Raw genomic sequence first — 22,741 nt, forward strand, 5'->3', positions numbered from 1 at the left:
AAAAACTGACTTTAATCAGTTGCCGGACTGCCGCCAATTGCGTACTATTGTACACATATATAATCAAATTCCATGCGCCGACTCCTTGTTATTGACGACCACGATGACATTCGCGAAAATATCGCCGAGATCCTCACCCTCGCCGGATATGAGGTTACCACGGCCGGTGACGGCAAAAAGGCGTCGAGACCGCCCTCCGGGAAAAACCCGAACTGGTGATCTGCGACATCATGATGCCCGAACTGGACGGGTACGGCGTCCTCCACCTGCTCCGGAAGAACACGGCAACGGAAAACATCCCCTTTATCTTTCTTACCGCCAAAACAGAACGCACCGACTTCCGGAAAGGCATGGAAATGGGCGCCGACGACTATATTACAAAACCTTTCGACGACATCGAACTCCTCAACGCCATCGAGATCCGCCTGAAGAAATACGACGTCCTCCAGGGCAAATACTCACCGGACGAAAAAGGCGTCAGCGGCCTTATCACCGACCTCAACGCCTCCGGCATGATGCGCCTCGACCCGGACAACTACGAAACGACCGATCTTGCCAGGAAACTGACCGTCTACATGGAAGGCCGCCGGCCCAAATACCTCTACTACGTCAAAAAAGGCAAGGTCAAAGCATTCCGCGTCCACGAGGACGGAAAAGAATACATCACCAACCTCTTCTCCGCCGGCGACTATATCGGCTACCTTCCGCTGCTGGAGAACAAGGTATACGAAGACTCCGCCGTCGTTCTGGAAGACGCCGAACTGTCCCAGATCCCAAAAGACGAATTTCTGGATATGCTCTACAAGGACATCCATATCGCTACAAAATTCATCCGCCTGATCGCACAAAACGTCCAGGACAAGGAAGAACGGCTGCTCAGTCTGGCATACGGTTCACTTCGAAAACGCATCGCAAAGGCCCTGATAGATATCCATTCGAAATTTGGCGGCAACTCCACGGCCGGCGACCAACCATCCACCTCTCCCCCACTCGATATCTCCCGGGAAGACATCGCCCAATACGTAGGCACCGCCACCGAATCCCTCATCCGGACCCTCAGCGACTTCAAATCCGAAAAACTCGTGGACATCAAAGACGGCAAGATCAGGATCGCCGACCTGAAAAAGCTGCAAACGATGCTCTACTAAAGTACACCAGCCACCAGCGGGTCGGTTTCGGGAACGACAACAGTCAGCCTGTTATCCACGGAATCCACACCAGGGGCGGACCACGCAGCATGCTCCGCATCGTCCCTTTCTGCAAGCGAACGAACGGCTCCGCTAAGGATCACCCGGTTTCCCGACACCTCGACCCGGATCCTGTCCGCATCGATTACGGCATGACGCGTCAGCGACGCCGATATCTTCTCTTTCACATCGTCCGGCGCTATGACCGACCTTATGGTCATAAAATTATTGACCGACCGGACACCCGCCAGATTCTTTACCGCATTTACAGCCGCCTCCCGCTGAAAATTCCATTTTACCTCGCCCTCCAGCGAAACGACGCCCTTCTCGACCTTGATCTTCAACAGCTCCTCCGGCACCGCCGTATGCCATTTCAACACATTCAGGATCGCCTCCGCGATCTCCGTGTCCGTCCGGTCGAACAACGGCGAACTTCCCACCTGGATCTCTTCCGCCACGACCCGGACCCCGATGACCTTCCTCGCCGCCAGCTTCCGCGCCGATCTTCTTACTATAGCTGTCCACTATACCCGACAGCGTAACGATACCGTTCTTTACCGCAACCCCGATCTGCTCGGCGTTCAGGAACGGCTCCCATTTCAACTGGGCCATAACATCCTTCTGAATATCTGCATCTGTACGCATAACATATGGTTTAACTGTGAAACAATAGTCGCTACTTCTCATCCCTCCCGCCGGGCAACAGCAGCAGAGGCACCTTTGTCCTGAATATCATCGGCCAGGCGTGCCCCTTGATAAACCACCTCTCCGGCGCAAAATGCGCATGCGGGATCATGACGATCATCTGCACGGCATTCTTATCCGCAAACTCACCCAGCGCATGAACGACGTCCGGATCCACCGGATATTCGTATTTTACCCGAAGAGTCTCCCCGAGGCTTACCACCGCGTCCGGACGCTGCATGATCGCAAGAAATTCCTGAAGCTGTCTTTTTATCACCCTCGCCACATAAACCTTTGAATTAAACACGGACGCGATCTCCAGCAGCGTATCCAGCATATGTGCATCAGCGTCGGCCGCGATATCATCCCCCAGCAATATCCCCTGCGGAGGGCTATAGACCCAACTTTCCGGCACCACCATCACCGGAATACGCGACCTCCTGGTCAGCGCCGTCAGCGTATCCCCGAATAGCCGCCGGATTCCCTTTCCGCTCTCCTTTACGCCCGCAACGATCATATCCGCCCCCACCTCCTTCGCAGCTGCAAGAATGGAGTCGGTCACCCCCCTCTATCGCCATCGTATGAACAGGCACCCTCAGCCGGCCCAGGAACAGCGCAGCCTGTATCGCCAGCTGCTGCTCCGTGAACTGCTTTACTTCGGTCGTATACACCACCGGCACACCCTCCGCCACCGGCATCGGTATTTCCCTATATACGCTGACCAGCTCGACAGACGCGTCAAAAGCATCAGCCAGCTTTATTCCGTATTCCAACGCTCTCTCCGACGCCGGAGAGAAGTCCGTTGCCACGAGTATCCGTTTCATATCTGCTGCTTTTATTGTAACGTTGATAGAAGGCCCTGTCCAGCCACTCCCGATGGTCCGGATGCGCAATATTGACCAGCGACTGCGCCCTCTGTTTCATGTTCTTTCCAAAAAGGTCCACCTTCCCGTATTCCGTCACCACCCAGTGCACATGCCCCCGCGTCGTGACCACCCCCGCCCCTTCCTTCAGGAACGGAACGATCCGCGATACCCCCTTCGACGTCACCGAAGGCATCGCGATAATTGGGAGCCCATGCTCCGACAAGGCCGCCCCCTCATAAAATCCATCTGCCCTCCGATACCCGAATACTGATAGGTCCCCATCGAATCCGCACAGACCTGTCCCGTGAGATCGATCTCGATCGCGCTGTTGATAGCGGCCACCGCGGGATTTTGACGAATGATCTGCGTATCGTTGACATACCCGATATCCATCACCCTTATCTCCGGGTTGTCATCCACAAAATCGAACAGCCGCCTCGTTCCATTGATAAATGACGTCACGCTCTTTCCGCGGTTCAGCTTCTTCATCCGGTTGTTGATCACCCCCGTTTCAATCAGGTCGATCACCCCGTCGGACAGCATCTCCGTATGAAGCCCCAGGTTCTTGTGTCCAGCCAGATTCTTCAGCACCTGGTCCGGGATCGTCCCGATACCCAACTGCAGCGTCGCTCCATTCTCGATCAACGAAGCCACATTCCGTCCAATCTTTTCCACGACAGGACCCGCTTCGCCCGAATAGTTCACCTCCGGCAGCTCTGCTTCCCGGAATACGAACGCCCCGATCTCGCTGACGTGTATAAAACCGTCCCCATGCGTCCGCGGCATTCGGGGATTCACCTGAGCAATGATATGATGCGCCGTATCGACCACACTCCTCGCGATATCCACAGAGGTGCCCAGCGTACAATAGCCATGCTTGTCCGGAGGCGATACCTGGATCATAGCTACGTCGATCGGCAAAATATTCCTCCGGAACAACTGCGGTATCTCACTCAAAAATATCGGAACATAGTCCCCATTCACACTATTGGCAACCTCCCGCGTAGCCGCCGAGACAAATAACGAATTGACAAAGAATGACTCCCTCCATACCGGATTGTTGAGGTCCAGATCGCCCATCGTAGTGATACTGACCAGCTCCACATGATGAATTTCGCTATGCCGGGCCTGTAACGCCCTGACCAGATGCAGCGGCGTCGCCGCGCTGCCGTGGATGAACACCCTGTCACCCGACCGGACCACCCGGACCGCTTCCTCTGCGGTGATAAATTGGATCATAAATAAGGATTGCTTGTTTGATTCCCGTAAAATTAGCCGACACCCGACCGCCATCGGATGACGGATATCAGGCCACTGGCAGACATTGATCATACAGCCGTCCATGCCACCCAACTAGCTTAGCCTAAAACAATCAATTATGCGATCAATTGTGGTACCGGTCAATTTCACCGAAAACTCCAGCAACGCCGCCCGCTACGCCGCCGATATGGCGCTCGCCATCGACGGAGATATCCACCTTATTCATGTATTTCAGCTGCCGCTGACTACCGCGGAATTTCCGATCCCCGACATTACCATCGAAGAAATGCAGCGCAATGGCCTTAACCAACTCAACACGCTCATGGAAGAACTCAGGCAAAGAACACGCAATCAGATAACCATTACAAGCGAAATGACCTCAGGCAGTATCGAACACAACATCGAAGAATACTGCAAACGCCAAAAGCCATTCGTCGTCGTCATGGGCGCCTCCGGCCACTCCATCGAAAACGCACTCGCCGGCAGCAGCACCGTAAAAGCCATGCGCCACCTCCCCTGGCCCCTGCTCGTCATACCCGAAAACACCCCCTTTCACGCCATAAAGAAGATCGTCCTCGCCTGCGACCTCGACGATATCGGCGACGGCATCCCGGCCTCCTTCTCCTTTCTCAACGAACTTACCAGCCTCTTCAGCGCAAAACTCGATATCATCAACGTCGCAACCAACGCCGAACGCAGCGAAGGCCAGGCCGTCTTCCAGTTCGATTCATGGAAAGACAGACTGAAAGAGATTTACCCCGACCTCCAGCTTCATCTACACCAACGACATCGCCGCCGGGATCACCCAATATATCGGCGATCACAGCGCGGACTGGCTGATGGTATTCCCCAAAAAACACCGATTCTTCGAATTTCATTCGAGTAAAGCAAAACAATTCGTGAGCGACTGCCCCGTTCCCGTCATGAGCCTCCACGAATAACATCCGAACATTCACACACCCTCCCTAACCGGCAATGGTCGTGGAGCAACTCATCTTCATATGGGATGCGAACCAGGACCACGTCATTGCCATTACCTGCTCCATCCGCCCATCCCCGAAGGAAGAAAATGTTCCCTCAAGAACCGCCAACTGGCGCTCGGATCTTATTATCTTCATGGCTTCTTTATTCAATTGTAATCCCTGGTTGTCGAGACTGCCGACGATCAACAGTACCGGAGCTTCCACACACGCCAATACATCCCTTTGCGGAACAGGCCTGCCGCCACGGCATACGACTGTGTCGACCGCCTCCGGGAGGTACGCTGCCGCCTCCAGAGCAAATGCCGCACCGCTGCCACAGGCATAATACCCTATCCGGTAACGATGAAACCAATCCCTCTCCATTAACCATTCCGTGACGGACATCAGTCTGGCGGCCAGCAGATCGATACCCGGCACCCCGTCCTCGTCCGATTCTTCAGACGTTAGCAGCTCCGGCAATAACGTCCCAAACCCTCTCTTATTCAGATAACGGGCAGCCATACGGCAATTTGGACTATACCTGCTGTTGCCCTCTGCCTGACAGAAAATAATAATACCCTTTGCCCCTACCGGTATGGTCAGTTCGCAACTTATCTTCACGTTCCCCATGGGGACCTCCATTTCGTGCCTGTAATAGGTATACATAACTCTTTTTTTGTAAAACTATCGCCCGGATCGCTGCGGGAAAATGAGCACGATCACCGGCATTCCTGATTGGTATCATTCCAACTGGCTATCACGAAAGATACCTTTGTCAAAAAGAATGCTATGGAACCGAAAGATATACTGAGATCGTCCTATCTGGACATTATCTTCGACGGACGCAATAAGCAATATGGAGCATACGCGCTGCGCAAAAACCACAACGCACACCTCATCGAAGCGCTCGCCAGTGTGATCCTCCTGACAGGCTCTCTCGTCGGAATAAATGCTTTGTTCCACCACAAGTCCAGCGCCCCCGCACAAATCCTGTACGTCAGGGACGTCCAGCTTGAAGAGGTTAAGAATGACCAGCGGAATGAGCCGCCGCCTCCTCCGCCACCTCCTCCAAGAGCCGCGCCGCAAACGCTCGAAATGACAAAATTCACCCCTCCACGAATAGTAAAAGACAACGAAGTAAAAGCCCAGGATATGCCCCCCGAACAGGAAAAGCTGCAGGATACGCGGATCGGCACGATCAATCAGGAAGGCGCGAAGGACGAAGGCATCGTAGCTCCACCCGTCTCCGACGCAGGGAAGGGCGTGATCGAAGCACCCGCCGCAACAGCTACTGAAGACTATGACAAGACCTTTGTGAAAGTGGAAATTGAATCGGAATACCCCGGCGGCGCAGCAGCCGGCTCCGTTATCTGAACAAGAACTTCCGATACCCGGAAGACGGTCTCAACAACGAGATACAAGGTACTGTCACCGTCCAGTTTATCGTCGACAAAGACGGTAAGGTCAGCGAGGTCCGGGCACTCTCCGGTCCGGAGACCGGCGGCCTGCGGGATGAAGCCGTCAGGGTCATCCGCAACAGCGGCGACTGGATACCCGCCATACAGAACGGCCGCAAGGTAAAATCCTACAAAAGACAGCCGGTCATCTTCAGGATGATGCAGCAATAGACAATCCGCCCATGAATAAAAAAGCCTGCCAAACGGCAGGCTTAACTTTTTAACTTAAAGTACGTTGCAGTCCGTAATCGACCTGACGACGGGCCTCGCACGACGACGGCGAACCTCTGGCCGCTCCCCGCCCAATACCAGCAATCCATCGATGGCTGCTCTCAATTTCTGTTTCTCCTGTAGCCATTCCTGCAGTACTGCCTGCAAAAAGGGCTTCGCCTCCTGACCGGTCGCAAAAAGAAAATTAGGGTCCTGCAGCATATCCAGCTTCGACACCGCTTCCCGATAACTGCTTAACAGCCTCATTTGTGCAAATATCACCTGCCGATCTGCAAGACTAGCCGGGCGGATGAGACCCACCGCCTTCCTGTCGAGGAAAAGCCAGATATAAAATAGGTACTTCATCGCCTCCTCCCTTTCACGAAGTTGGCCATCCGTGAGGTCGCCGGCAGCGCCCCTGAAAAAGACAGCTTTCATTCTTTCCCTTACAAAGGCCTTCGACAGGCCCGAAAGGTCGGCCCGGTGCAGCGCAGGCCAGATCCCCGGCTCTCTAAGGTCGGGAGGGGCGTGTTCGAAGTCGATGGCAACAAGCCGGGAAGCGATCGACAATAGCCCGTCCATCACCGCCAAACAAGTCTCGGGAACCCTGACCTTTTTCTCCTTCGCATAGGTGATCACCCCCTTCTCAGCAACTGAAGATCACGGATGACACCCATCTTGCGATAGAACGCAAGCAATTCGACCGGGAACCCGAAATCATCCTTTTCTCCGATCAAACAAACAAGCGCTTTGAGCCGTTCGACCTCCTGCACGAATCCCTCGACACTCCCTTCATCGAAGCCGTCCAAAAAGATTTCCGAAAAACTATTGATATTGCTGTATCGCTGCCGGATAGATAATATTATTTCCTCCTGTTTCATACGGAATGTTTAAGAGATTTTCTGGTTAATTTGACGACAAGTTCATCTATCGATGCGCGAAAATAGGCCAGATCATCCTCCGAAATCCTCAATGACGCGCCCTTTCCCGAACCGGCCTTCCTTTCTTCCGGCAGCCAATCCCGCAAAGCCAGCTGCTTCACGAACAACGGTGGCTTTCCGGCAATCCGGGTTAGCTGCCGCTCTATTTTCTCCTGCTGCCCGTCCCGCCCACCACAGAGCGTTACACAGGCGTAAGCCGGGAATTTCCCTTTCATCCACGCGACAAAAGAGGCAACCGGAGCCGCGATCCTCGCATTCCATACAGGTCCGATCAATACAACCTGGTCATACCTGGTAGTCGAGATCTCCGGTGGGTTGATCCTGGGCTTTCTGCCCAGTAAAATATCCAGCAGAATAGTCACCTCATTTCTTCGGCCGGGTTCTGTGATCTCGAAAAAGATCAGCATCGAGCCTGCTTTTTAGAAAAGCAGCGAGAATGGCATTATTGCCGCTGAACGAATAATATGCGATTAAAGTCTTCATAAATGTTTTCTAATATTTGGTATAAATGTCGCCGGAGCCCCATTCAATCACTATGACCCCGCTCAGCAGATTCGCTGATTGCTATCACGAAATTTCTACCCGGCAATTTCTGATCGGCTTCCTTCACAACCTCGCCCCCCTCACACACCCGATCTCTCCCGCCCGCTCGCCCCGCAGCAAATGCAGGTCGAACGCCCTGCACACATGCCGCAGATAAGGAAACCCCTCCGCAGTAAGCCGCACACACGAGCCGTCCATCTCAACGATCCCATCCTCCTCAAGCTGCTGCAGGACAGGCCGGCTCCACTCGAGATAAACCTCCATCCAGCTCGGGTCCAGGAACGTATACCCCTTACACGCGATATCCAGTATATGACGCCGGAATACAACGTCCTCCCTGTTCAGAAAATAGCCCTTCCTCACAGGCAGCTGCCCTGAACGAATCCCCTTGTAATAGCCCCCAGGGTCTTGTCATTCTGCGCAAAAGCCGTCCCCGTATCACTGATGGCCGACATGCCCAGCCCGATCAGCATCCCGCTGTTCTGCGTCGTATAACCCATAAAATTGCGGTGCAGCGAATTGCCGCGCCAGGCCCTGTATAATTCGTCCATAGGCAGCGCGAAATGATCCATCCCGATATTGAAATAGCCGGCCGACGCCAGAAACTCCCTTCCAGGGAATACAATGCCAGCTTCTCGTCGGGATTCGGCAATAGCCGTTCGTCGATCAGCCGCTGCGAACAGCTGACCCACGGCGTATGGAGCATAGCTGTAAAAAGCCAGCCTGTCCGGCCTCAGACTCACGGACTGCAGCAGCGTCAGCCGCAAATGCTCCCGCGACTGCGCCGGCAGGCCATAGATGATATCGAAATTTACACCCGTAAATCCCGCCTCCCTCGCAGCCAGCGTTGCCTCCTGAAGTCGTTCGAAAGGCTGTATACGATGAATGATCCGCTGCACCTCCGGATTCAGATCCTGTACCCCATAGCTGATCCGGCGAAAACCCAGCCCAAACAGCGTTTCAAGATGTTCATACGTCGTGTTGTTTGGATGACCTTCAATGCTGAACGCATAATCTTCGTGTACCACCGCCCGCTCCAGCAGTCCCTTAACCAGCCGCTCCAGATTCGCCGGGCTAAAAAGTAGGCGTTCCCCCTCCAAGATGCAACTCACGGATCAGCGGGGGCTTTTCCATCAGATCCAGATACATATCCCACTCCTGAGCAGGGCTTCCAAATATTCCTCTTCCACCTTGTGGTTCGTCGTGATCTTCTTGTTACAACCGCAATAGATACAAAGCGACTCGCAAAAAGGCAGGTGCACATAGAGACTGATACCCTGAGCGTCATTACACTCGCGCATCCGCCCCGCAATGACACGCTCCCACTTTCGCAGGTCTCCTCCCTCTCTCCAGAATGGCGCCGTGGGATAGCTCGTGTACCGGGGCACCGGTACATTGTACCTCCCGGCCAGTGATGTAGTCGTCATGGAATAATTTTCGCCAAATCTATCTCCGCCCGCACAGTTCCACCGCTGACCACGGTCACCCCCTTCTCTGATTTATATCATCCGCCAGACCGGACAGACCCGCTATGTTAGCGAACAGAAATATGCCGGGAACCGCCACCATAAAAACACATGCTCAAAACCCCAATACGGAAATTCCGCTCAAAGAGCTGCAGGCCAGTCTCGGATTCCGCGACACCGGCCTGACTTCCGAAGAGGCGGAAGCAAGACTGAAAAAATACGGCTTCAACGAGATCGCAAGGCAAAAGCCACTTTCCGGCATCCGGCGACTCCTCAACCACCTCAAAAATCCACTCGTCATACTCCTCTCCAGTCCTGGCTGGAGTATCATGGCTCACTTCCGACAGCACCAGTGCCATCGTCATCCTTTCGATGGTCATCCTTGGCATCGTGCTCCGATATTTTCAGGAGACCCGCGCCGACCACGCGGCCGAAAAACTCAGGGCCATGGTCAGCACCCACGCCACCGTACTCAGGGACGGCCAGCCAGCCGAGCTGCCATTACAACTTATCGTACCCGGCGACATGGTTATCCTCAGCGCAGGCGACATGATACCCGCAGACATCCGCCTGCTATCCGCCAAAGACCTCTTCGTCAACCAGTCCGCACTCACCGGGGAAGCCCTCCCCGTCGAAAAAAAACCCTGCCCATAACCTCCGCCGATCCCCTCCTGCAACCCCATACCTGCTTCCTCGGGACCAACGTCGTCAGCGGTACAGCCACCGCCATGGTGGTCAGCACAGGCGAGCATACCAGTTCGGCGCCCTGGCGCATAGCATCACCGGCGACCGCGAACCCACCAGCTTTCGATAACGGAATCAACCGGTTCACATGGCTGATGATCCGCTTCATCTTCATCATGGTCCCCGCCGTCTTCCTCATCAACGGCCTCGCCCGCCACGACTGGCTCGAAGCTTTCCTGTTCGCAATGGCCGTAGCCGTCGGCCTCACCCCCGAAATGCTTCCCATGATCGTCGCCGTCAACCTGTCCCGGGGCGCCCTCGACATGTCCCGGAAAAAAGTCATCGTAAAACGCATCAACGCCATCCAGAATTTCGGTGCGATGGACGTGCTCTGCACCGACAAGACCGGTACGATCACCCGGGGAAAGATTGTCCTCGAACAACACATGGACATAAAAGGAAAGAACAGCCAGCGCGTACTCGACTACGGCTACCTCAACAGCTACTACCATACCGGCCTGAAGAACATGCTGGACGACGCCGTCCTCGAACACGAAGACCTCGAAAGTACACTGAAAATAAAAGAATCCTTTAAAAAAATAGACGAGATCCCATTCGACTTCGAACGGAAAAAAATGTCTGTCGTCATGGAAGACAACGAGGGCCGCCACATCCTGATCTGCAAAGGCGCAGTCGAAGGAATGCTGGACAGTTGCTCGCGGATGGACCTCGACGGCAACATCACCCCCTCCTGACCGACGCCAGAACAGCAGCTCTCAGCCTCGTCCACACACTCAACGATCAGGGCTTTCGCGTCGTTGCCCTGGCCTACCGGTTCCTCGAAGACCCGCCCGACCATGCCGCCTATACCGCCGCCGACGAATGCGGGCTCGTGCTGCTCGGATTCCTCTCGTTTTTCGATCCGCCGAAAGAGTCTGCAGCCCTGGCCCTGCAAAAACTCCGGCGACTGAACGTAAACGTCAAGATCCTGACCGGCGACAATGAAGCAGTGACCAGCTATATCTGCAAACAGGTCGGCATGCCGGCGGAAAGAATAATACTCGGACCGGATATCGAAAAAATGAACGACGACCAGCTGGCAGCGATCGCCAATGACAACGATATCTTCGCCAGACTCGCACCCGCCCACAAAAAAAGGATCATCCAGGCACTCCAGCATAACGGTCACGTCACAGGCTTCATGGGAGACGGCATTAACGACGCGCCCGCGCTCAAAACCGCCGACATCGGCATTTCCGTCGACAGCGCTGTCGACGTCGCGAAAGAATCCTCAGATATCATCCTCCTCGAGAACAGCCTCCTCGTCCTCGAACAAGGGGTTGCCGAAGGCCGCAGCGTCTTCGGGAATATAGTCAAATACGTCAAAATGGCCGCCAGCTCGAATTTTGGCAACATGTTCAGCGTGGTCGGCGCAAGCGCCTTCCTTCCCTTTCTACCCATGCTCCCCATACAGGTCATCACCAACAATCTCCTTTATGACTTCTCCCAAACCACCATCCCAACCGACAAAGTCGACGAAGACTGGCTCGTAAAACCCCGGAAATGGACGATCACCGAACTAATGCGGTTCATCCTGTTCGTCGGCCCCATCAGTTCACTCTTCGATTATATCACCTTTTTCATCCTTTGGTATGCCTTCCACGCCGGCAACAACCCGGCCCTGTTTCATACCGGATGGTTCATCGAATCGCTCTTCACACAAACCCTCATCATCCACGTCATCCGCACCAACAGGATCCCTTTCATACAAAGTCGACCCTCCCGGCAGTTGATGGCCAGTTCCACGACGATCGTATTCCTCGGCGCATGGCTTACCGTCTCTCCGCTGGCCCCAACACTGGGCTTTACACCTCTTCCCCTCCTGTTCTGGGGTTTCCTGGCGATCATTCTTCTCTCCTATGTCCTCCTCACCCAACTGGTAAAACGCTGGCTAATAAGAAATTAAATCAAAGTCTGCCCACGACCTGATTTTCATCAGCGCCACGGTTAACAAAAGATCATGCTCCTCTTTGACGAAAGTCCTTACACATGGCCTGTGGCTCACACTATCTTCATAAAAATTACACACCATGCAAACCGCCAGCATAGAATTTCTTCAACAATTCAGGGAAGAAACGATCAGGCTCCCCAGGAGTCAGCGCAGCCTGTTCTTCCGGCCGTTTCCCGGTATCAAAAAAGAAAAAATCCTCCTCGACAGACTGGTCGAAGAACGACTCACCCGAACCAGCCTGCTTCGGGAACTCATCGTAAAACTCATACAGCAGGACCAGGCAGTCGGCCGGCGGACATCGGAACATGCCAAAAAAATACTGGCAACCTTCTCTGCCATTGTTCGGATGGACCCGTCGTCCGCACAATATCTTATCCGACTCTCCAAAGAGATCCGCCAGCTCCTGGACTGGATAGTTTCCTACCAGGGCCAAACGGAAACAACCCTGCTGAACAGACTAAAATGCATCGCGTCCAAAAAAACTGCCACCATGAGATCCGGTTTTTCTGCCTGAAGGACATTGACAACACCGAAATGGCTATTCAATTATTCTCGGACGGGCTCTGCCGCTACTATGAGATCCTTTGCCACTATTTCGAGTTCGAAGCCGAATCCGGCGGCAGGACGATGGTCGTCTCGGACACCGGTCGGCGCCTCTACTGCCTCCTCGTACTCATGGGAAAACACATCGACGCCATCGCAACAACAGCCGCCCTGCTGAAAGAATGGAAAGTCCAGATCCGCAATATCGAAATTCAGGAGATCTATAACTGACCAGCACATGGCACCTTATCACTTCGGGAAAACTACTGCTCTGGCAATGATCTTCTGCTGCGGATGCCAGCAGAATCCCGTCATCCATGCCACGCGAAAACAAATGATCGAAACCGTATACGCCTCCGGTAAGATTACCCCGGTCCACGAATACAGCCAGTCTGCACTCTGTACCGGAACAATCGTCCGCAAACTTGTGAAAGACGGTGACACTATAAAAAAAGGGCAGCTCCTGTATCTCGTCAGCAATGACGGCGCCCTGGAAAAAGCAAACGCTACTTCAAAGAATTACGCCATCGCTGAAGAAGACCTATCCGCCCAAAGCCCACGCCTCGCAGACCTTTCCCTGGCCCTTCAAAACGCGCAGATCAAACTTACCGGTGATTCTCTCACCTATCACCGGTGGAAGACACTATGGGAAGAGAACATCGGCACCCGTAGCAACCTTGACAACTGCTACAACAACCTGCAGGTTTCACGAAACGAAAAGGAAATAGCCGAACAGCGCTATCTCTCCGCCAAAAAAGACCTGCAGATTTCCCGCAACAACGCAAGATCCCTGGCGGCCGAAGCGCAGAAATCCTTGAACGACTATTCTATCCGCAGCGACCGGGACGGCGTCGTCTATCAGACTTTTAAGGAATCGGGCGAGTCAGTTCGAAACAACGAAGTAGTAGCCCTCCTCGGCGAACAAGGCGCTCCCCTGATCCGCCTCGCAGTGGACCAGCAGGACATCGGAAAGATCAAACCCGGACAGTCCGTGCTCATTCAGGCCGACGCCACCGGCAATACCATCTACGAAGCCGCAGTCATTCGAATTTACCCGGTCATGAACGATCTGGACCAGACCTTTCGCGTCGACGCCCATTTTACTGCCTCAGCCATCCCCTCCTTTATCCACGGCTCCGCGGAAGCCAATATCGTCGTACAACAAAAACAGAACGTCCTCGTACTCCCCCATTCCGCACTCCTCAAAGGCGACAGCGTCACCATACTCGAAAAAAGAAAAAGAAGACAGGTTCAGGTAACGACCGGCATCAGAACTCCAGACGAGATTGAGATTATTTCCGGGATCACGGAGATGACAAACATCCTCCCCCAACCAAAGACCAACAGCCATGACCCTGCCTGTAAACTTCCGCATCGCGTACGTCCAGCTGATGTCCCGAAGACGCCAGTCCCTGGTGGCCATGCTCGGCGTCACCTTCGGTATCGCCATGTTTATCTTCATGGTCAGCTTTATGACCGGCGTGAACCGGATTCTCGAAGACATATTGCTTTCCGTAACACCGGATATCCACCTCTATAACGACCCGAATACCAACTATGCTTCTTCCATCGCCGGGCGCTATTACGGAAACGCACCGGACAAATGGATTATCGTCCGCCACCCCCGGCCCAAACAGACCAGGGTCGATCTTAAGAACTCGCCCGGCATTATTGCAGGCCTGCGCCGGTCGCAGGACGTCGCCTCCGTCTCCCCCTCGTCTCCATCCAGATAATTTTCAACTATGGTTCGGCCCAGCTCGGCGTCACAGCCGACGGAGTCGACATCACCGAAGAAGACCGCCTTTTTGGCCTCTCCGGCAAAATGACGACAGGCAGCCCCATGAACCTCCTGTCTACGCACAACGGTATCCTCCTCGGCAGCAAACTGGCCGGCAAACTTCACATGACCATTGGCGATATGGTTACCGCCACCGCCTCGTCCGGAGCACAGATGCGGTTTAGGGTGGCAGGGATCTATGAATTCGGACTGGCGCCGGTCGACGAGGGAAAAGTCTACATGAGCCTGTCGGCCATACAACAGCTGCTCGGCCGGGACAGAGACTATATCACAGATATTCGCATCAGACTGAAAGACCGCAACAAAGCCAGATCCCTCGCCGCGGCCCTCGGCAGGCAATACGGCTACCGCGCCGACGACTGGGCAACCGTAAACGCCCCGATCAAGGCCGGCAATCGCATACGCGATACCCTGACCTACGTGGTCAGCTTCACCATGCTGCTCGTCGCAGGCTTCGGCATTTACAATATCATGAACATGGTGATCCTGAACAAAATGAAAGACATCGCCATCCTGAAAGCACAGGGATTCGCCAGGAAGGACATCACGCAGATATTCCTTTCGCAGTCCCTCGCCATCGGAATATCGGGAGGCCTCCTCGGTTTGTTGATCGGTTTCATCCTTTCCTACGGACTGGCGCGGCTGCCTTTTCCCCATGACGACTACATGGTCATCAAATTCTATCCCGTGAGCTTCGAGATCAGACACTATCTTATTGGAGCCGTTTTCGGCCTGGCGACAACATTTCTGGCAGGCTGGTCCCCGGCAAGAAAAGCCGCCCGACAGGACCCTGTCACTATCCTGCGCGCCTAAACGACACCCATGCCAACCGAAATACTAAAAGCAGAACGACTGTCCAAATTCTTCTATGAACCCGGCAAATTCCAGGTGCTGCACGACGTCTCCCTGTCCGTGACAAAAGGCGAATTCCTCGCCATCATGGGCAAATCGGGCTGTGGCAAATCCACCCTGCTCTACCTGCTGTCCACACTGGACACCGACTACGAAGGAGATCTGTTCATCATGGGCAAAAAGATCAGCGGCATGGAAGAGGACAACCTGGCAAAATTCCGGAACGAGAACATCGGCTTCGTATTCCAGTTCCACTACCTGCTGCCCGAATTCAGCGCCCGGGAGAACGTCATGCTGCCGGCCCTCAAACTGGCCAGATGGGACAAAAAGACGATCGAAAAAAGGCTATGGAACGCCTCAGACAGATGGGAATGGAGGAATTCGCCGCAAAACCATCCGGAAAACTCTCAGGTGGCCAGCAGCAACGCGTCGCTATCGCGCGGGCGATGATCAACGACCCCGCCATCATACTCGCCGACGAACCGACGGGCAACCTCGATTCGGCCAACACCGCCAACGTACTGGCGATCTTCCGGCTGCTGGCTCAACAGGGAAATACGATAATCGTCGTTACCCACGACAAGGACCTCGCCGCCGGCTCAGACCGCATCGTCGAACTTTCCGACGGACGAATCGTCCACCCCTGACTATAGTCACCCTCCCCCTTATCCAGGTCATGATCATCCACCCCCCAAACGACTAGCTTCGTAGAAAATACCATCTATGCGATCGCTAATCGTTCCCGTCAACTTCTCCGAATGCGCCTCCTGCGCGGCCCGCTATGCATCCGACCTCGCCATGGCCATCGAAGGCGAACTCCACCTGATCAACGTGGTCGAATACCCCTTCACCTCCCCCGACCTCGTAATGTCGGAAGACGTCTACGGCGTAATGCTCGACTCGGCCAATATCTATCTGAAAGAAATGCAGACCGAACTGCAAAAACGCACCGCCAACAAAGTACCCGTCCACATATCGGTCGGCGTCGGCGACGTCTTCGCGCAGGTGGAACAGCTCTGTCAAACCGTGAAGCCCTATGCCATCGTCATCGGCTCCTCCGGACCCACATTCGAAAAATTCATTGCCGGCAGCCGCATAGGCGCTCTCCTCCGCCTTCCCTGGCCCGTACTGGTCATTCCCGAACGGGAAACATTCCACTACTTTAAAAATATAACACTCGCCTGCGACCCGACCGACCTCGATTCCGGCCTCCCCCACTCCCTTCCCCTTATCGAAGAACTGCACCAACGATTCAACGCAACCATTGACGTCGTGACCGTCGGCGCTAATGGAAACGCCACCGCCGGCCAATTCCACCTGCAATCCAAAGCCTGGCAGGACCGCCTCAGCCAGGTCCAACCCCGCCTGCACATGATCCACGGGAAAAACATCGAAGAAGGCCTCTTCCACTTTCTGGCGGACAACCCCGCCGACCTGGTCGTCGTCTTTCCCAAAAAACACAATTTCCTCGAATTTCATACCAGACAATCCAAAAAGATCGCCAAACACAGCTCCATCCCCGTGATGAGCCTGCACGAATAATCCATCACCAACAAAAGTATTTGCCATGAAAACCTCCCATATCGATCGCTCTCCTCCTGATAGCAGGATCCGTCTGGCTCCTCCCGGGCTCAACCGCCCTGATAAGCCCCTCCCTCACCTGGCTCGTCATCATCCGTTATTCCGGCCTCGCCCTCCTGCTCGACGGCCTCATATTGCTGATCCTTTCCATCCTCGACCGCAATACCCGGGAAAGGAACTGGCGCATCGCAGAGAGCATTACGGACCTCTGTTTCTGCAGCCTCCTGCTCCTCGACCCCGTCTTCACCCTTTTCGTTTTCCCTTTTATAATCATCCCCTGGATGGCCGTCAAAGGGATCATAAAGATCGTCGGCTCCCTAATACTCTCCCGCCACGCACGCCGCTGGCGCGGAGACCTCATCGGCGGAATACTCCTGCTTGCCTTCAGCATCTTCATTCCCCACGACCCGACCAACGCTGTCTACAGCGTCGAACGCCTCATCGGCATCCTCGGTCTCACCCTCGGTTTCCTGTATTGCTATGATTTTTTCCGCCTGGAGTCGGTTACATCACGCGCGGGCCGCACCGCTGACCGGAAACTCGCTAAGCCACGCGATTCGGTAACCCCTCCGCCTCACCAGGGCGACAAACGCCGCGAACGCTTCGCAAAACTCCGCACTCCCGAATTCCGCGTCATGAAAAAGGACCACGACATGCCCCCGCGCAAAACAAAGCCCCGCCGCCGCCAATCGCTCGATCCTTCCAAGCATCTCTTCTGCGCAAACAGCCGGCGCTCCCGTCACCGGATCGTTGCGCCACTCTATATCCCACCCAAAAACGCGGTAGCCGTCCGCCGAAACGCTGTCGCCCGCCGCGCCGCCTCCCGCAGGGTCATTCGCCATCCGTCTTCCGACACGCCAGCAATTACGGCCCGGCAGACGACCAATACCACTGGTTAGTCCCAGCAGATCTCTATTTTTCCTGAAATCTTCGCGCACGACTCCCGGCAGAATCATAATATTTCCTGTAATGCCCCGACGCATGCGTCCAGCTATGATTGCCCGTCAGGAACAGACTGTCATGGATTAACCGCATGAAAACCCCGACTGCGTTCGAATCCCGAAAGACGCGGCTTCCGACGACAAACACATTACACCGGATTTTCAGACTATCCACCACCCGGACCAATTGCTCACTCCCCGCCTCAGGACCATCATCGCTTGTAAGATAAATCATCAACGACGGGCCAGCCACACCCTGAGCGACAACCCCGTTGCCGGCCAGAATGCCGGCCAACCCCCATATCAGGAACCCGCAAACCCCGCATTTCCCAGCCATAATCTTTTTATACAAGGTCAAAAAACCGCCATCCCGGTTAACTGACCTTATTCAATTGCCGGGGTGATCTCCATCATAGAAAACACCCCACCCCCTTCGTAGCTTAGACAAAAATCGATAATCATGAGAACGCTCGTCGTCCCCGTAGATGGGTCGGAAAACTCCATCACCGCAGCACACTATGCAGCTGACCTGGCCCTCGCCATCGACGCCGATATTCATTTACTACACGTCGTCCAGATAGTCACCACTCCATCGATCATGCCCGCAGGCTATATGATCGAAGACATGGAAAAAGCCGGCGCGACATTGCTCGAACGGATCTCGGCCGACCTTAAAGAACGCACCCATGGTCAGGCGGACGTCAAAATCCTCCTCGAGGTTGGAAACATTGAATCCAAAATAACTGACACTTGCAGGCGCATCCGCCCATTTGCCGTAGTTATGGGCGCACCCGGCAACTCCTTCTCCGGAGTCCTGTCCGGAAGCCCCGCTGTCAACGCAGCACGCCGCCTCCCTCGGCCGGTACTGGTAATCCCCGGCGGAGCGGCATTCCGCCGCATCCGCACGGTTGTCCTCGCCTGCCAGGTGAAAGACATCGCCGGCGAAATACCGCTGACCGCAGCCTTTCTACTGCAACTAAAGGAACTCTTCGACTCCCGTTTTGACATCCTCCACGTCGAAACGGACACCGATACAAAAGAAGGACTACAGTCATTCGGCCTTTACCGCTGGCAACGGGCGCTCGAAGCGGCAAATCCCGCCCTGCATTTTGTACACAGCGCGAGCGTTTCCGAAGGAGTCGACAAATACCTCGCTGAAAATAATGCAGACTGGCTGATGCTCTTCCCGAAGAAACACAGCCTCCTCGAATTTCATAAAAGCCGGTCCAAACAGCTCATCCTCCACTTGTCCGATTCCCGTGATCAGCCTCTCCGAAGAAGCCCTCACCGGACTCGCGGAAGAAACACAGCCGGCCGCGCCCAATACCTCAACCATTTAAACGTCCCATATGGTCGTCATCGTTTTCGGTCTTCCCGGCAGCGGCAAGACCTGGTTCGCCAAAGCACTCGCCGCCCGCATAAAGGCCCTATACATCGGCTCCGATATGCTGCGCACATCGATGATCCGCGATATCGGATACACACCGGAAGAAAAACCGTCGTTTACTCGGAAATGCTCCGGAAGACCCTGGACGCGATCCACCGGGAAAATGCCGACGTCGTCCTCGACGGCACGTTCTATCAGACAGCGATCCGCCGGCGGTTCAAGGCAGGGCTGGAAGACGAAACACCCTTGTATTTCATCGAGATCACCGCCGACCAGGAACTCATCCGTCAGCGCCTCCAGCGCCCGCGCGAAGACAGCAGAGCGGATGCACGGGTGTATGAACAGCTCGCGGCAGGCTGGCAGCCGGAAGAAGAAGAGCACCTCATCCTCGAGTCCCGTCAGAATAACCTCGGGGACATGCTCCGCCAGGCCATGCACCATTTGAATATCGTTTTTGACCAAAAACAGAACCCATGCGAAAAATAATAGTGCCCGTCAGCTTCGGCGTCAACTCCGCCAATGCCGCAAGATACGCAGCAGCCATCGGCCCGGTTACAGGCTCTGAGATTCGGCTTGTTTACGTCTTACAGTCTCCCTCCGTTTTCTCCCACCACCCGATGCCCGGCTTTCTCTTCAACGAAATGCGCGACAGCGGATTCCGGCTCCTCGATACCCTACGGAACGATCTATCCGGACGCAGCGGAGGCAAAGTCAGAGTGACCACCGACATGGAGATCGGCGACATCGACCAACGGCTAAAGGCCTATTGCTCAAAACACCGGCCTTTCCTCATAGTGATGGGCACGTCAGAGTCGGCGCCCGAACGGGACTTCGGGGCAATCCATGCACTCGAAGCAATGAAGCGGCTCTCCTACCCCTTACTGATCATTCCACCCGGCGCCTCCTTCCACGGAGCCCCGAAAGTCGTTATCGCCTGCGACCGCGAAGACATCTTTACCGGGCTCACACCCATTATCCCCTTCCTGAAAGAGCTGCACGAACTACTCGGCACCCGATTCGAAATAGTCCATGTCCTCGCCGAAGGTGAAGGCCTCGAAGAGACTCAGCTCGAATACCAGGGTGGAAAAAAGAACTGGAAGCTTTTCAACCCGGGCTACAGCTGGTGCGCCGAACGCACGTCGACGAAGGAATAAACGACTACCTCGAACACCACGCCGCCGACTGGCTCCTCGTCCTTCCCAAACAACACTCATTACTCGAGTTCCACAAGAGCCGCGCTAAAGACATCATATTGCATTGCCCCGTCCCAGTCCTCTCCGTCCATGAATAACCTGCGCCTTTTCCTCAGCCTGATCCTGGCCTGCCTTACTCAGGCCAATGCTTCAGCCCGGATATCGCCACGCAACTGCATCATTCCGGGCAACCTCATCCGCATGTCCCCCGATACATCCCCCTTCCTCCGGTCCTCAGGCGAACTCCTTCTTGCAGGCCTCGCCCCTTTCCTCCTCGACCGCTATATAACACGGGAAGACTACGCCCGCATCTCATGGCAAACTGTCGGATACAACCTCAACCCGCGCCACTGGGAATGGGACTACGATGGATTCCAGACCAATCAGATCGGCCACCCCTTCCACGGCAGTCTCTTCTTCAATGCCTTCCGCTCCAACGGCTACAGCTTCTGGCAGTCCGTCCCGGCTGCCTTCGCCGGAAGCTACCTCTGGGAGACGTTTTCAGAGAACCAGCCACCCGCGCCAAACGACTTCGTCAATACCGGATTTGGAGGGATCATACTCGGCGAAACAGCCCACCGTCTCTCAGCCAGACTTCTCCGCAACGGAAGCCGTGGCTTGAAAAAACAAGCCGCTGAACTGCTGGCCCTCTTTATCGATCCGATGAACGGCTTTAACCGCATCCTCAATGGGCAATGGGGCAGGCCCACACTCTCCTCCCCTGCGGACAAGACCCCGCTGAAACTCGAATTCGACGCCGGACTGCGGCATTACGACGGCGTCAGCTCCAAATTGCTCCGCAACGGCCGTTTCGGCGTATACGGCCGGATCCGGCTTTTCTACGGCGACCCCGCCCTGGACCCCAAAACTCCCTTCAGCAACATATCCATGATCGTGGAAGGAGGACAGGACGACAGTTCTATGATCAACGTCGTCACCGTATACGGTTCCCTTACCGGCTGGATCCTGCATTCCGGCACAAACAGCCACGTCGCAGCCCTGTCGGCCAACTACGACTATATACACAACGTCGCGTTCCTCTACAGCGGTCAGAGCCTCCGGATGACCCTCTTCTCCCATTTTTCACTTGGAGGAAAAAATAGCCTTGCAACCTCCCTTGGCGCCGGCCCCGTCATCCTCGCGGCTGTCCCTAACAGCTACCTCTTCCATACAAGGAATTACGACTATGGCCCCGGATTTTCATTCAATGGCGCGGCAACCCTTCTCCTCGCAAACCGCCTGACCGGAACGATCAACTACCGCGGGGGATGGATGCGAACAGTCAACGGCAATGCGACCGCCTATTTCCTCCACGTCATCACCGCCGACGTGTCCATCCGCGTTGCGCCCCGGTTCGGGCTGGGCGGCGAAATAGGCTATTTCACACTCCACGGCACCTACCCCCATTTCGCGGCTATCGACCGCACCTACCCCTACCTCCGCATCTCCGTCCGCTACACGCTATGACACCACGTAATTCCACGGACGCGAGCCCGGCAGAACTATAAAAAAGCCCGGGCCGGCAACGGCGCCAATCGCCCGCTCCGAAACCCGGGCCCTACCCGCCGGTAACAGCCTAAGAGATCTCACCGTCTTCATTCACCTGTACCCGCACCTGCTTCGTACCATTCTGAAGTACCAGTTTGTACTTTTTCACCTTCGCTCCCCCGTCGTCAAAATAATTCACCAGATAAACATCTTTTGTAATACTCCAGTTCGGGAACTTCGTGATCACCGCTTTGCTAACCGCTGCCGGCAGCTTCACATTCTTGTACTTTTCAGCCGTTCGCAGCAGCTTGCCGTCTTTATCGTACGCCGCCAGGATCTCTCCTTCCGGAAGATAGAACGAAATAAAGTAAGTATCATAATCCTCTTCATAGATGTCCGAATTTCTGATATCATACGATGCCGCCATCCGCTGCAGACGCTTAACGGGCACGGCTACATCCTGCCCGTTTACGCTTTTAAGGTATTTGTAATTTGCGGCCGTAACGGTTACCTCCGGCAGCGTTTCCTGGCTAAATGCCGGCACAGCATGACATATGGCGAAGACTCCCGCCAGAACCATGAATTTACTTGGTCTCATACGTTTAAAATTTAAATTTGAAATAAATAGTCCCTTAAAGTTATATCGCCTAACCCTTGCCGCTGCTGACTCCTGTCACCGCTACCGCT

31 protein-coding genes and 5 pseudogenes are annotated in these 22,741 nt (G+C 54.8%); 22 read left to right on the forward strand and 14 right to left on the reverse strand.

The annotated features are described in order from the left end of the window. Positions 1–72: 72 nt before the first annotated feature. Both ACQ86N_RS25735 and ACQ86N_RS25740 read left to right on the forward strand, forming a co-directional pair. Positions 73–219: a hypothetical protein gene (locus ACQ86N_RS25735; RefSeq protein WP_431209547.1), complete on the forward strand. Its 147-nt coding sequence runs from the start codon at positions 73–75 to the stop codon at positions 217–219. After that, the gene (locus ACQ86N_RS25740; protein WP_431209548.1) at positions 216–1,148 is read left to right on the forward strand and encodes a cyclic nucleotide-binding domain-containing protein; all 933 of its coding nucleotides are present in this window, start codon (positions 216–218) and stop codon (positions 1,146–1,148) included. Before ACQ86N_RS25735 ends, ACQ86N_RS25740 begins: the two co-directional genes overlap by 4 nt. On the opposite strand, the gene ACQ86N_RS25745 is transcribed toward ACQ86N_RS25740, so the two are convergent. From ACQ86N_RS25745 to ACQ86N_RS25765, 5 genes and pseudogenes are all read right to left on the reverse strand, one after another. Then, on the reverse strand, positions 1,145–1,645 hold the full coding sequence (locus ACQ86N_RS25745) for a BON domain-containing protein (RefSeq protein WP_431209549.1): 501 nt from the start codon (positions 1,643–1,645) through the stop codon (positions 1,145–1,147). The two genes, ACQ86N_RS25740 and ACQ86N_RS25745, sit on opposite strands and share 4 nt — an antisense overlap. 94 nt (positions 1,646–1,739) lie before the next feature. After that, positions 1,740–1,874: pseudogene (locus tag ACQ86N_RS25750) on the reverse strand (hypothetical protein); the annotation flags it as partial. Continuing rightward, complete coding sequence (locus ACQ86N_RS25755; protein WP_431209550.1) at positions 1,864–2,388, reverse strand: hypothetical protein; 525 nt, start codon at positions 2,386–2,388, stop codon at positions 1,864–1,866. The gene ACQ86N_RS25755 and the pseudogene ACQ86N_RS25750, both read right to left, overlap by 11 nt. 100 nt (positions 2,389–2,488) lie before the next feature. Further along, positions 2,489–2,695: pseudogene (locus ACQ86N_RS25760) on the reverse strand (universal stress protein); the annotation flags it as partial. Beyond that, positions 2,619–4,081, reverse strand: a pseudogene (locus ACQ86N_RS25765) (acetyl-CoA hydrolase/transferase family protein). The pseudogenes ACQ86N_RS25765 and ACQ86N_RS25760, both read right to left, overlap by 77 nt. 34 nt (positions 4,082–4,115) lie before the next feature. On the opposite strand from ACQ86N_RS25765, the gene ACQ86N_RS25770 reads away from it, so the two are divergent. Continuing rightward, a complete protein-coding gene (locus ACQ86N_RS25770; protein WP_431209551.1) occupies positions 4,116–4,883 on the forward strand; it encodes a universal stress protein in 768 nt (255 codons plus the stop codon). Positions 4,884–4,962: 79 nt separating this feature from the next. Here ACQ86N_RS25770 and ACQ86N_RS25775 read toward each other — a convergent pair whose 3' ends face one another. Further along, complete coding sequence (locus ACQ86N_RS25775) at positions 4,963–5,625, reverse strand: hypothetical protein (RefSeq protein ID WP_431209552.1); 663 nt, start codon at positions 5,623–5,625, stop codon at positions 4,963–4,965. 123 nt (positions 5,626–5,748) lie between these two features. On the opposite strand from ACQ86N_RS25775, the gene ACQ86N_RS25780 reads away from it, so the two are divergent. Further along, complete coding sequence (locus ACQ86N_RS25780) at positions 5,749–6,333, forward strand: hypothetical protein (protein ID WP_431209553.1); 585 nt, start codon at positions 5,749–5,751, stop codon at positions 6,331–6,333. Positions 6,334–6,374: 41 nt separating this feature from the next. Continuing rightward, positions 6,375–6,587 (forward strand): energy transducer TonB, encoded by a 213-nt coding sequence (locus ACQ86N_RS25785; RefSeq protein WP_431217597.1) that lies wholly within the window; start codon positions 6,375–6,377, stop codon positions 6,585–6,587. 54 nt (positions 6,588–6,641) lie between these two features. Here the strand turns inward: ACQ86N_RS25785 and ACQ86N_RS25790 are convergent, their stop codons facing one another. The 6 genes from ACQ86N_RS25790 to ACQ86N_RS25815 all read right to left on the reverse strand — a co-directional run bounded on the left by ACQ86N_RS25790 (position 6,642) and on the right by ACQ86N_RS25815 (position 9,537). Continuing rightward, a complete protein-coding gene (locus tag ACQ86N_RS25790) occupies positions 6,642–7,265 on the reverse strand; it encodes a hypothetical protein (protein ID WP_431209554.1) in 624 nt (207 codons plus the stop codon). Next, a complete protein-coding gene (locus tag ACQ86N_RS25795; RefSeq protein ID WP_431209555.1) occupies positions 7,262–7,507 on the reverse strand; it encodes a hypothetical protein in 246 nt (81 codons plus the stop codon). Before ACQ86N_RS25795 ends, ACQ86N_RS25790 begins: the two co-directional genes overlap by 4 nt. Continuing rightward, complete coding sequence (locus tag ACQ86N_RS25800; protein ID WP_431209556.1) at positions 7,504–7,974, reverse strand: hypothetical protein; 471 nt, start codon at positions 7,972–7,974, stop codon at positions 7,504–7,506. Before ACQ86N_RS25800 ends, ACQ86N_RS25795 begins: the two co-directional genes overlap by 4 nt. A 199-nt stretch (positions 7,975–8,173) precedes the next feature. Then, positions 8,174–8,473: a hypothetical protein gene (locus ACQ86N_RS25805; protein WP_431209557.1), complete on the reverse strand. Its 300-nt coding sequence runs from the start codon at positions 8,471–8,473 to the stop codon at positions 8,174–8,176. After that, positions 8,470–9,222 carry a radical SAM protein gene (locus ACQ86N_RS25810; protein ID WP_431209558.1) on the reverse strand — a complete coding sequence of 251 codons (753 nt, stop codon included), beginning with the start codon at positions 9,220–9,222 and terminating at the stop codon, positions 8,470–8,472. Before ACQ86N_RS25810 ends, ACQ86N_RS25805 begins: the two co-directional genes overlap by 4 nt. 21 nt (positions 9,223–9,243) lie before the next feature. Continuing rightward, the gene (locus tag ACQ86N_RS25815; protein WP_431209559.1) at positions 9,244–9,537 is read right to left on the reverse strand and encodes a hypothetical protein; all 294 of its coding nucleotides are present in this window, start codon (positions 9,535–9,537) and stop codon (positions 9,244–9,246) included. Positions 9,538–9,659: 122 nt separating this feature from the next. Between ACQ86N_RS25815 and ACQ86N_RS25820 the strand changes: the two are divergent. The 14 genes and pseudogenes from ACQ86N_RS25820 to ACQ86N_RS25885 all read left to right on the forward strand — a co-directional run. Beyond that, positions 9,660–9,824 (forward strand): annotated as a pseudogene (locus ACQ86N_RS25820) (cation-transporting P-type ATPase); the annotation flags it as partial. Between the two features lie 142 nt (positions 9,825–9,966). Further along, positions 9,967–10,230: a hypothetical protein gene (locus tag ACQ86N_RS25825; protein WP_431217598.1), complete on the forward strand. Its 264-nt coding sequence runs from the start codon at positions 9,967–9,969 to the stop codon at positions 10,228–10,230. 38 nt (positions 10,231–10,268) lie between these two features. Then, a pseudogene (locus tag ACQ86N_RS25830) lies at positions 10,269–10,727 on the forward strand (HAD-IC family P-type ATPase); the annotation flags it as partial. Positions 10,728–10,787: 60 nt separating this feature from the next. Next, positions 10,788–11,015 (forward strand): hypothetical protein, encoded by a 228-nt coding sequence (locus ACQ86N_RS25835; protein ID WP_431217599.1) that lies wholly within the window; start codon positions 10,788–10,790, stop codon positions 11,013–11,015. Next, complete coding sequence (locus ACQ86N_RS25840; RefSeq protein ID WP_431209560.1) at positions 10,973–12,226, forward strand: HAD-IC family P-type ATPase; 1,254 nt, start codon at positions 10,973–10,975, stop codon at positions 12,224–12,226. The genes ACQ86N_RS25835 and ACQ86N_RS25840 overlap by 43 nt, the downstream gene beginning before the upstream one ends. Before the next feature lie 124 nt (positions 12,227–12,350). Beyond that, entirely contained in the window at positions 12,351–12,785 is a 435-nt protein-coding gene (locus ACQ86N_RS25845; protein WP_431209561.1) for a hypothetical protein, read from the forward strand. Between the two features lie 20 nt (positions 12,786–12,805). Continuing rightward, positions 12,806–13,045, forward strand: coding sequence for a hypothetical protein (locus ACQ86N_RS25850; RefSeq protein ID WP_431209562.1), 240 nt, complete (start codon positions 12,806–12,808; stop codon positions 13,043–13,045). 7 nt (positions 13,046–13,052) lie between these two features. After that, positions 13,053–14,354, forward strand: coding sequence for an efflux RND transporter periplasmic adaptor subunit (locus ACQ86N_RS25855; RefSeq protein WP_431209563.1), 1,302 nt, complete (start codon positions 13,053–13,055; stop codon positions 14,352–14,354). Continuing rightward, positions 14,320–14,547, forward strand: coding sequence for a hypothetical protein (locus ACQ86N_RS25860; RefSeq protein ID WP_431209564.1), 228 nt, complete (start codon positions 14,320–14,322; stop codon positions 14,545–14,547). The genes ACQ86N_RS25855 and ACQ86N_RS25860 overlap by 35 nt, the downstream gene beginning before the upstream one ends. 50 nt (positions 14,548–14,597) lie before the next feature. Continuing rightward, entirely contained in the window at positions 14,598–15,425 is an 828-nt protein-coding gene (locus ACQ86N_RS25865) for an ABC transporter permease (RefSeq protein WP_431217600.1), read from the forward strand. Positions 15,426–15,434: 9 nt separating this feature from the next. Beyond that, complete coding sequence (locus tag ACQ86N_RS25870; protein WP_431209565.1) at positions 15,435–15,914, forward strand: ATP-binding cassette domain-containing protein; 480 nt, start codon at positions 15,435–15,437, stop codon at positions 15,912–15,914. After that, on the forward strand, positions 15,812–16,111 hold the full coding sequence (locus ACQ86N_RS25875; protein WP_431209566.1) for an ATP-binding cassette domain-containing protein: 300 nt from the start codon (positions 15,812–15,814) through the stop codon (positions 16,109–16,111). The genes ACQ86N_RS25870 and ACQ86N_RS25875 overlap by 103 nt, the downstream gene beginning before the upstream one ends. Positions 16,112–16,187: 76 nt before the next feature. Then, a complete protein-coding gene (locus ACQ86N_RS25880) occupies positions 16,188–17,006 on the forward strand; it encodes a universal stress protein (protein ID WP_431209567.1) in 819 nt (272 codons plus the stop codon). 59 nt (positions 17,007–17,065) lie between these two features. After that, a complete protein-coding gene (locus ACQ86N_RS25885; protein WP_431217601.1) occupies positions 17,066–17,944 on the forward strand; it encodes an HdeD family acid-resistance protein in 879 nt (292 codons plus the stop codon). Positions 17,945–17,957: 13 nt separating this feature from the next. Here the strand turns inward: ACQ86N_RS25885 and ACQ86N_RS25890 are convergent, their stop codons facing one another. Continuing rightward, positions 17,958–18,323, reverse strand: a complete 366-nt coding sequence (locus ACQ86N_RS25890) for a polysaccharide deacetylase family protein (protein WP_431209568.1) — start codon at positions 18,321–18,323, stop codon at positions 17,958–17,960. Between the two features lie 123 nt (positions 18,324–18,446). On the opposite strand from ACQ86N_RS25890, the gene ACQ86N_RS25895 reads away from it, so the two are divergent. From ACQ86N_RS25895 to ACQ86N_RS25905, 3 genes are all read left to right on the forward strand, one after another. Continuing rightward, complete coding sequence (locus ACQ86N_RS25895) at positions 18,447–19,859, forward strand: universal stress protein (RefSeq protein WP_431209569.1); 1,413 nt, start codon at positions 18,447–18,449, stop codon at positions 19,857–19,859. Continuing rightward, positions 19,847–20,527: a universal stress protein gene (locus ACQ86N_RS25900; RefSeq protein WP_431209570.1), complete on the forward strand. Its 681-nt coding sequence runs from the start codon at positions 19,847–19,849 to the stop codon at positions 20,525–20,527. Before ACQ86N_RS25895 ends, ACQ86N_RS25900 begins: the two co-directional genes overlap by 13 nt. A gap of 129 nt (positions 20,528–20,656) precedes the next feature. Next, on the forward strand, positions 20,657–22,033 hold the full coding sequence (locus ACQ86N_RS25905; protein ID WP_431209571.1) for a DUF3943 domain-containing protein: 1,377 nt from the start codon (positions 20,657–20,659) through the stop codon (positions 22,031–22,033). Positions 22,034–22,142: 109 nt separating this feature from the next. Here the strand turns inward: ACQ86N_RS25905 and ACQ86N_RS25910 are convergent, their stop codons facing one another. Continuing rightward, on the reverse strand, positions 22,143–22,652 hold the full coding sequence (locus tag ACQ86N_RS25910; protein WP_431209572.1) for a nicotinate-nucleotide adenylyltransferase: 510 nt from the start codon (positions 22,650–22,652) through the stop codon (positions 22,143–22,145). Between the last annotated feature and the right edge of the window lie 89 nt (positions 22,653–22,741).

This window comes from Puia sp. P3, assembly GCF_050632245.1.
Taxonomy (GTDB): domain Bacteria; phylum Bacteroidota; class Bacteroidia; order Chitinophagales; family Chitinophagaceae; genus Puia.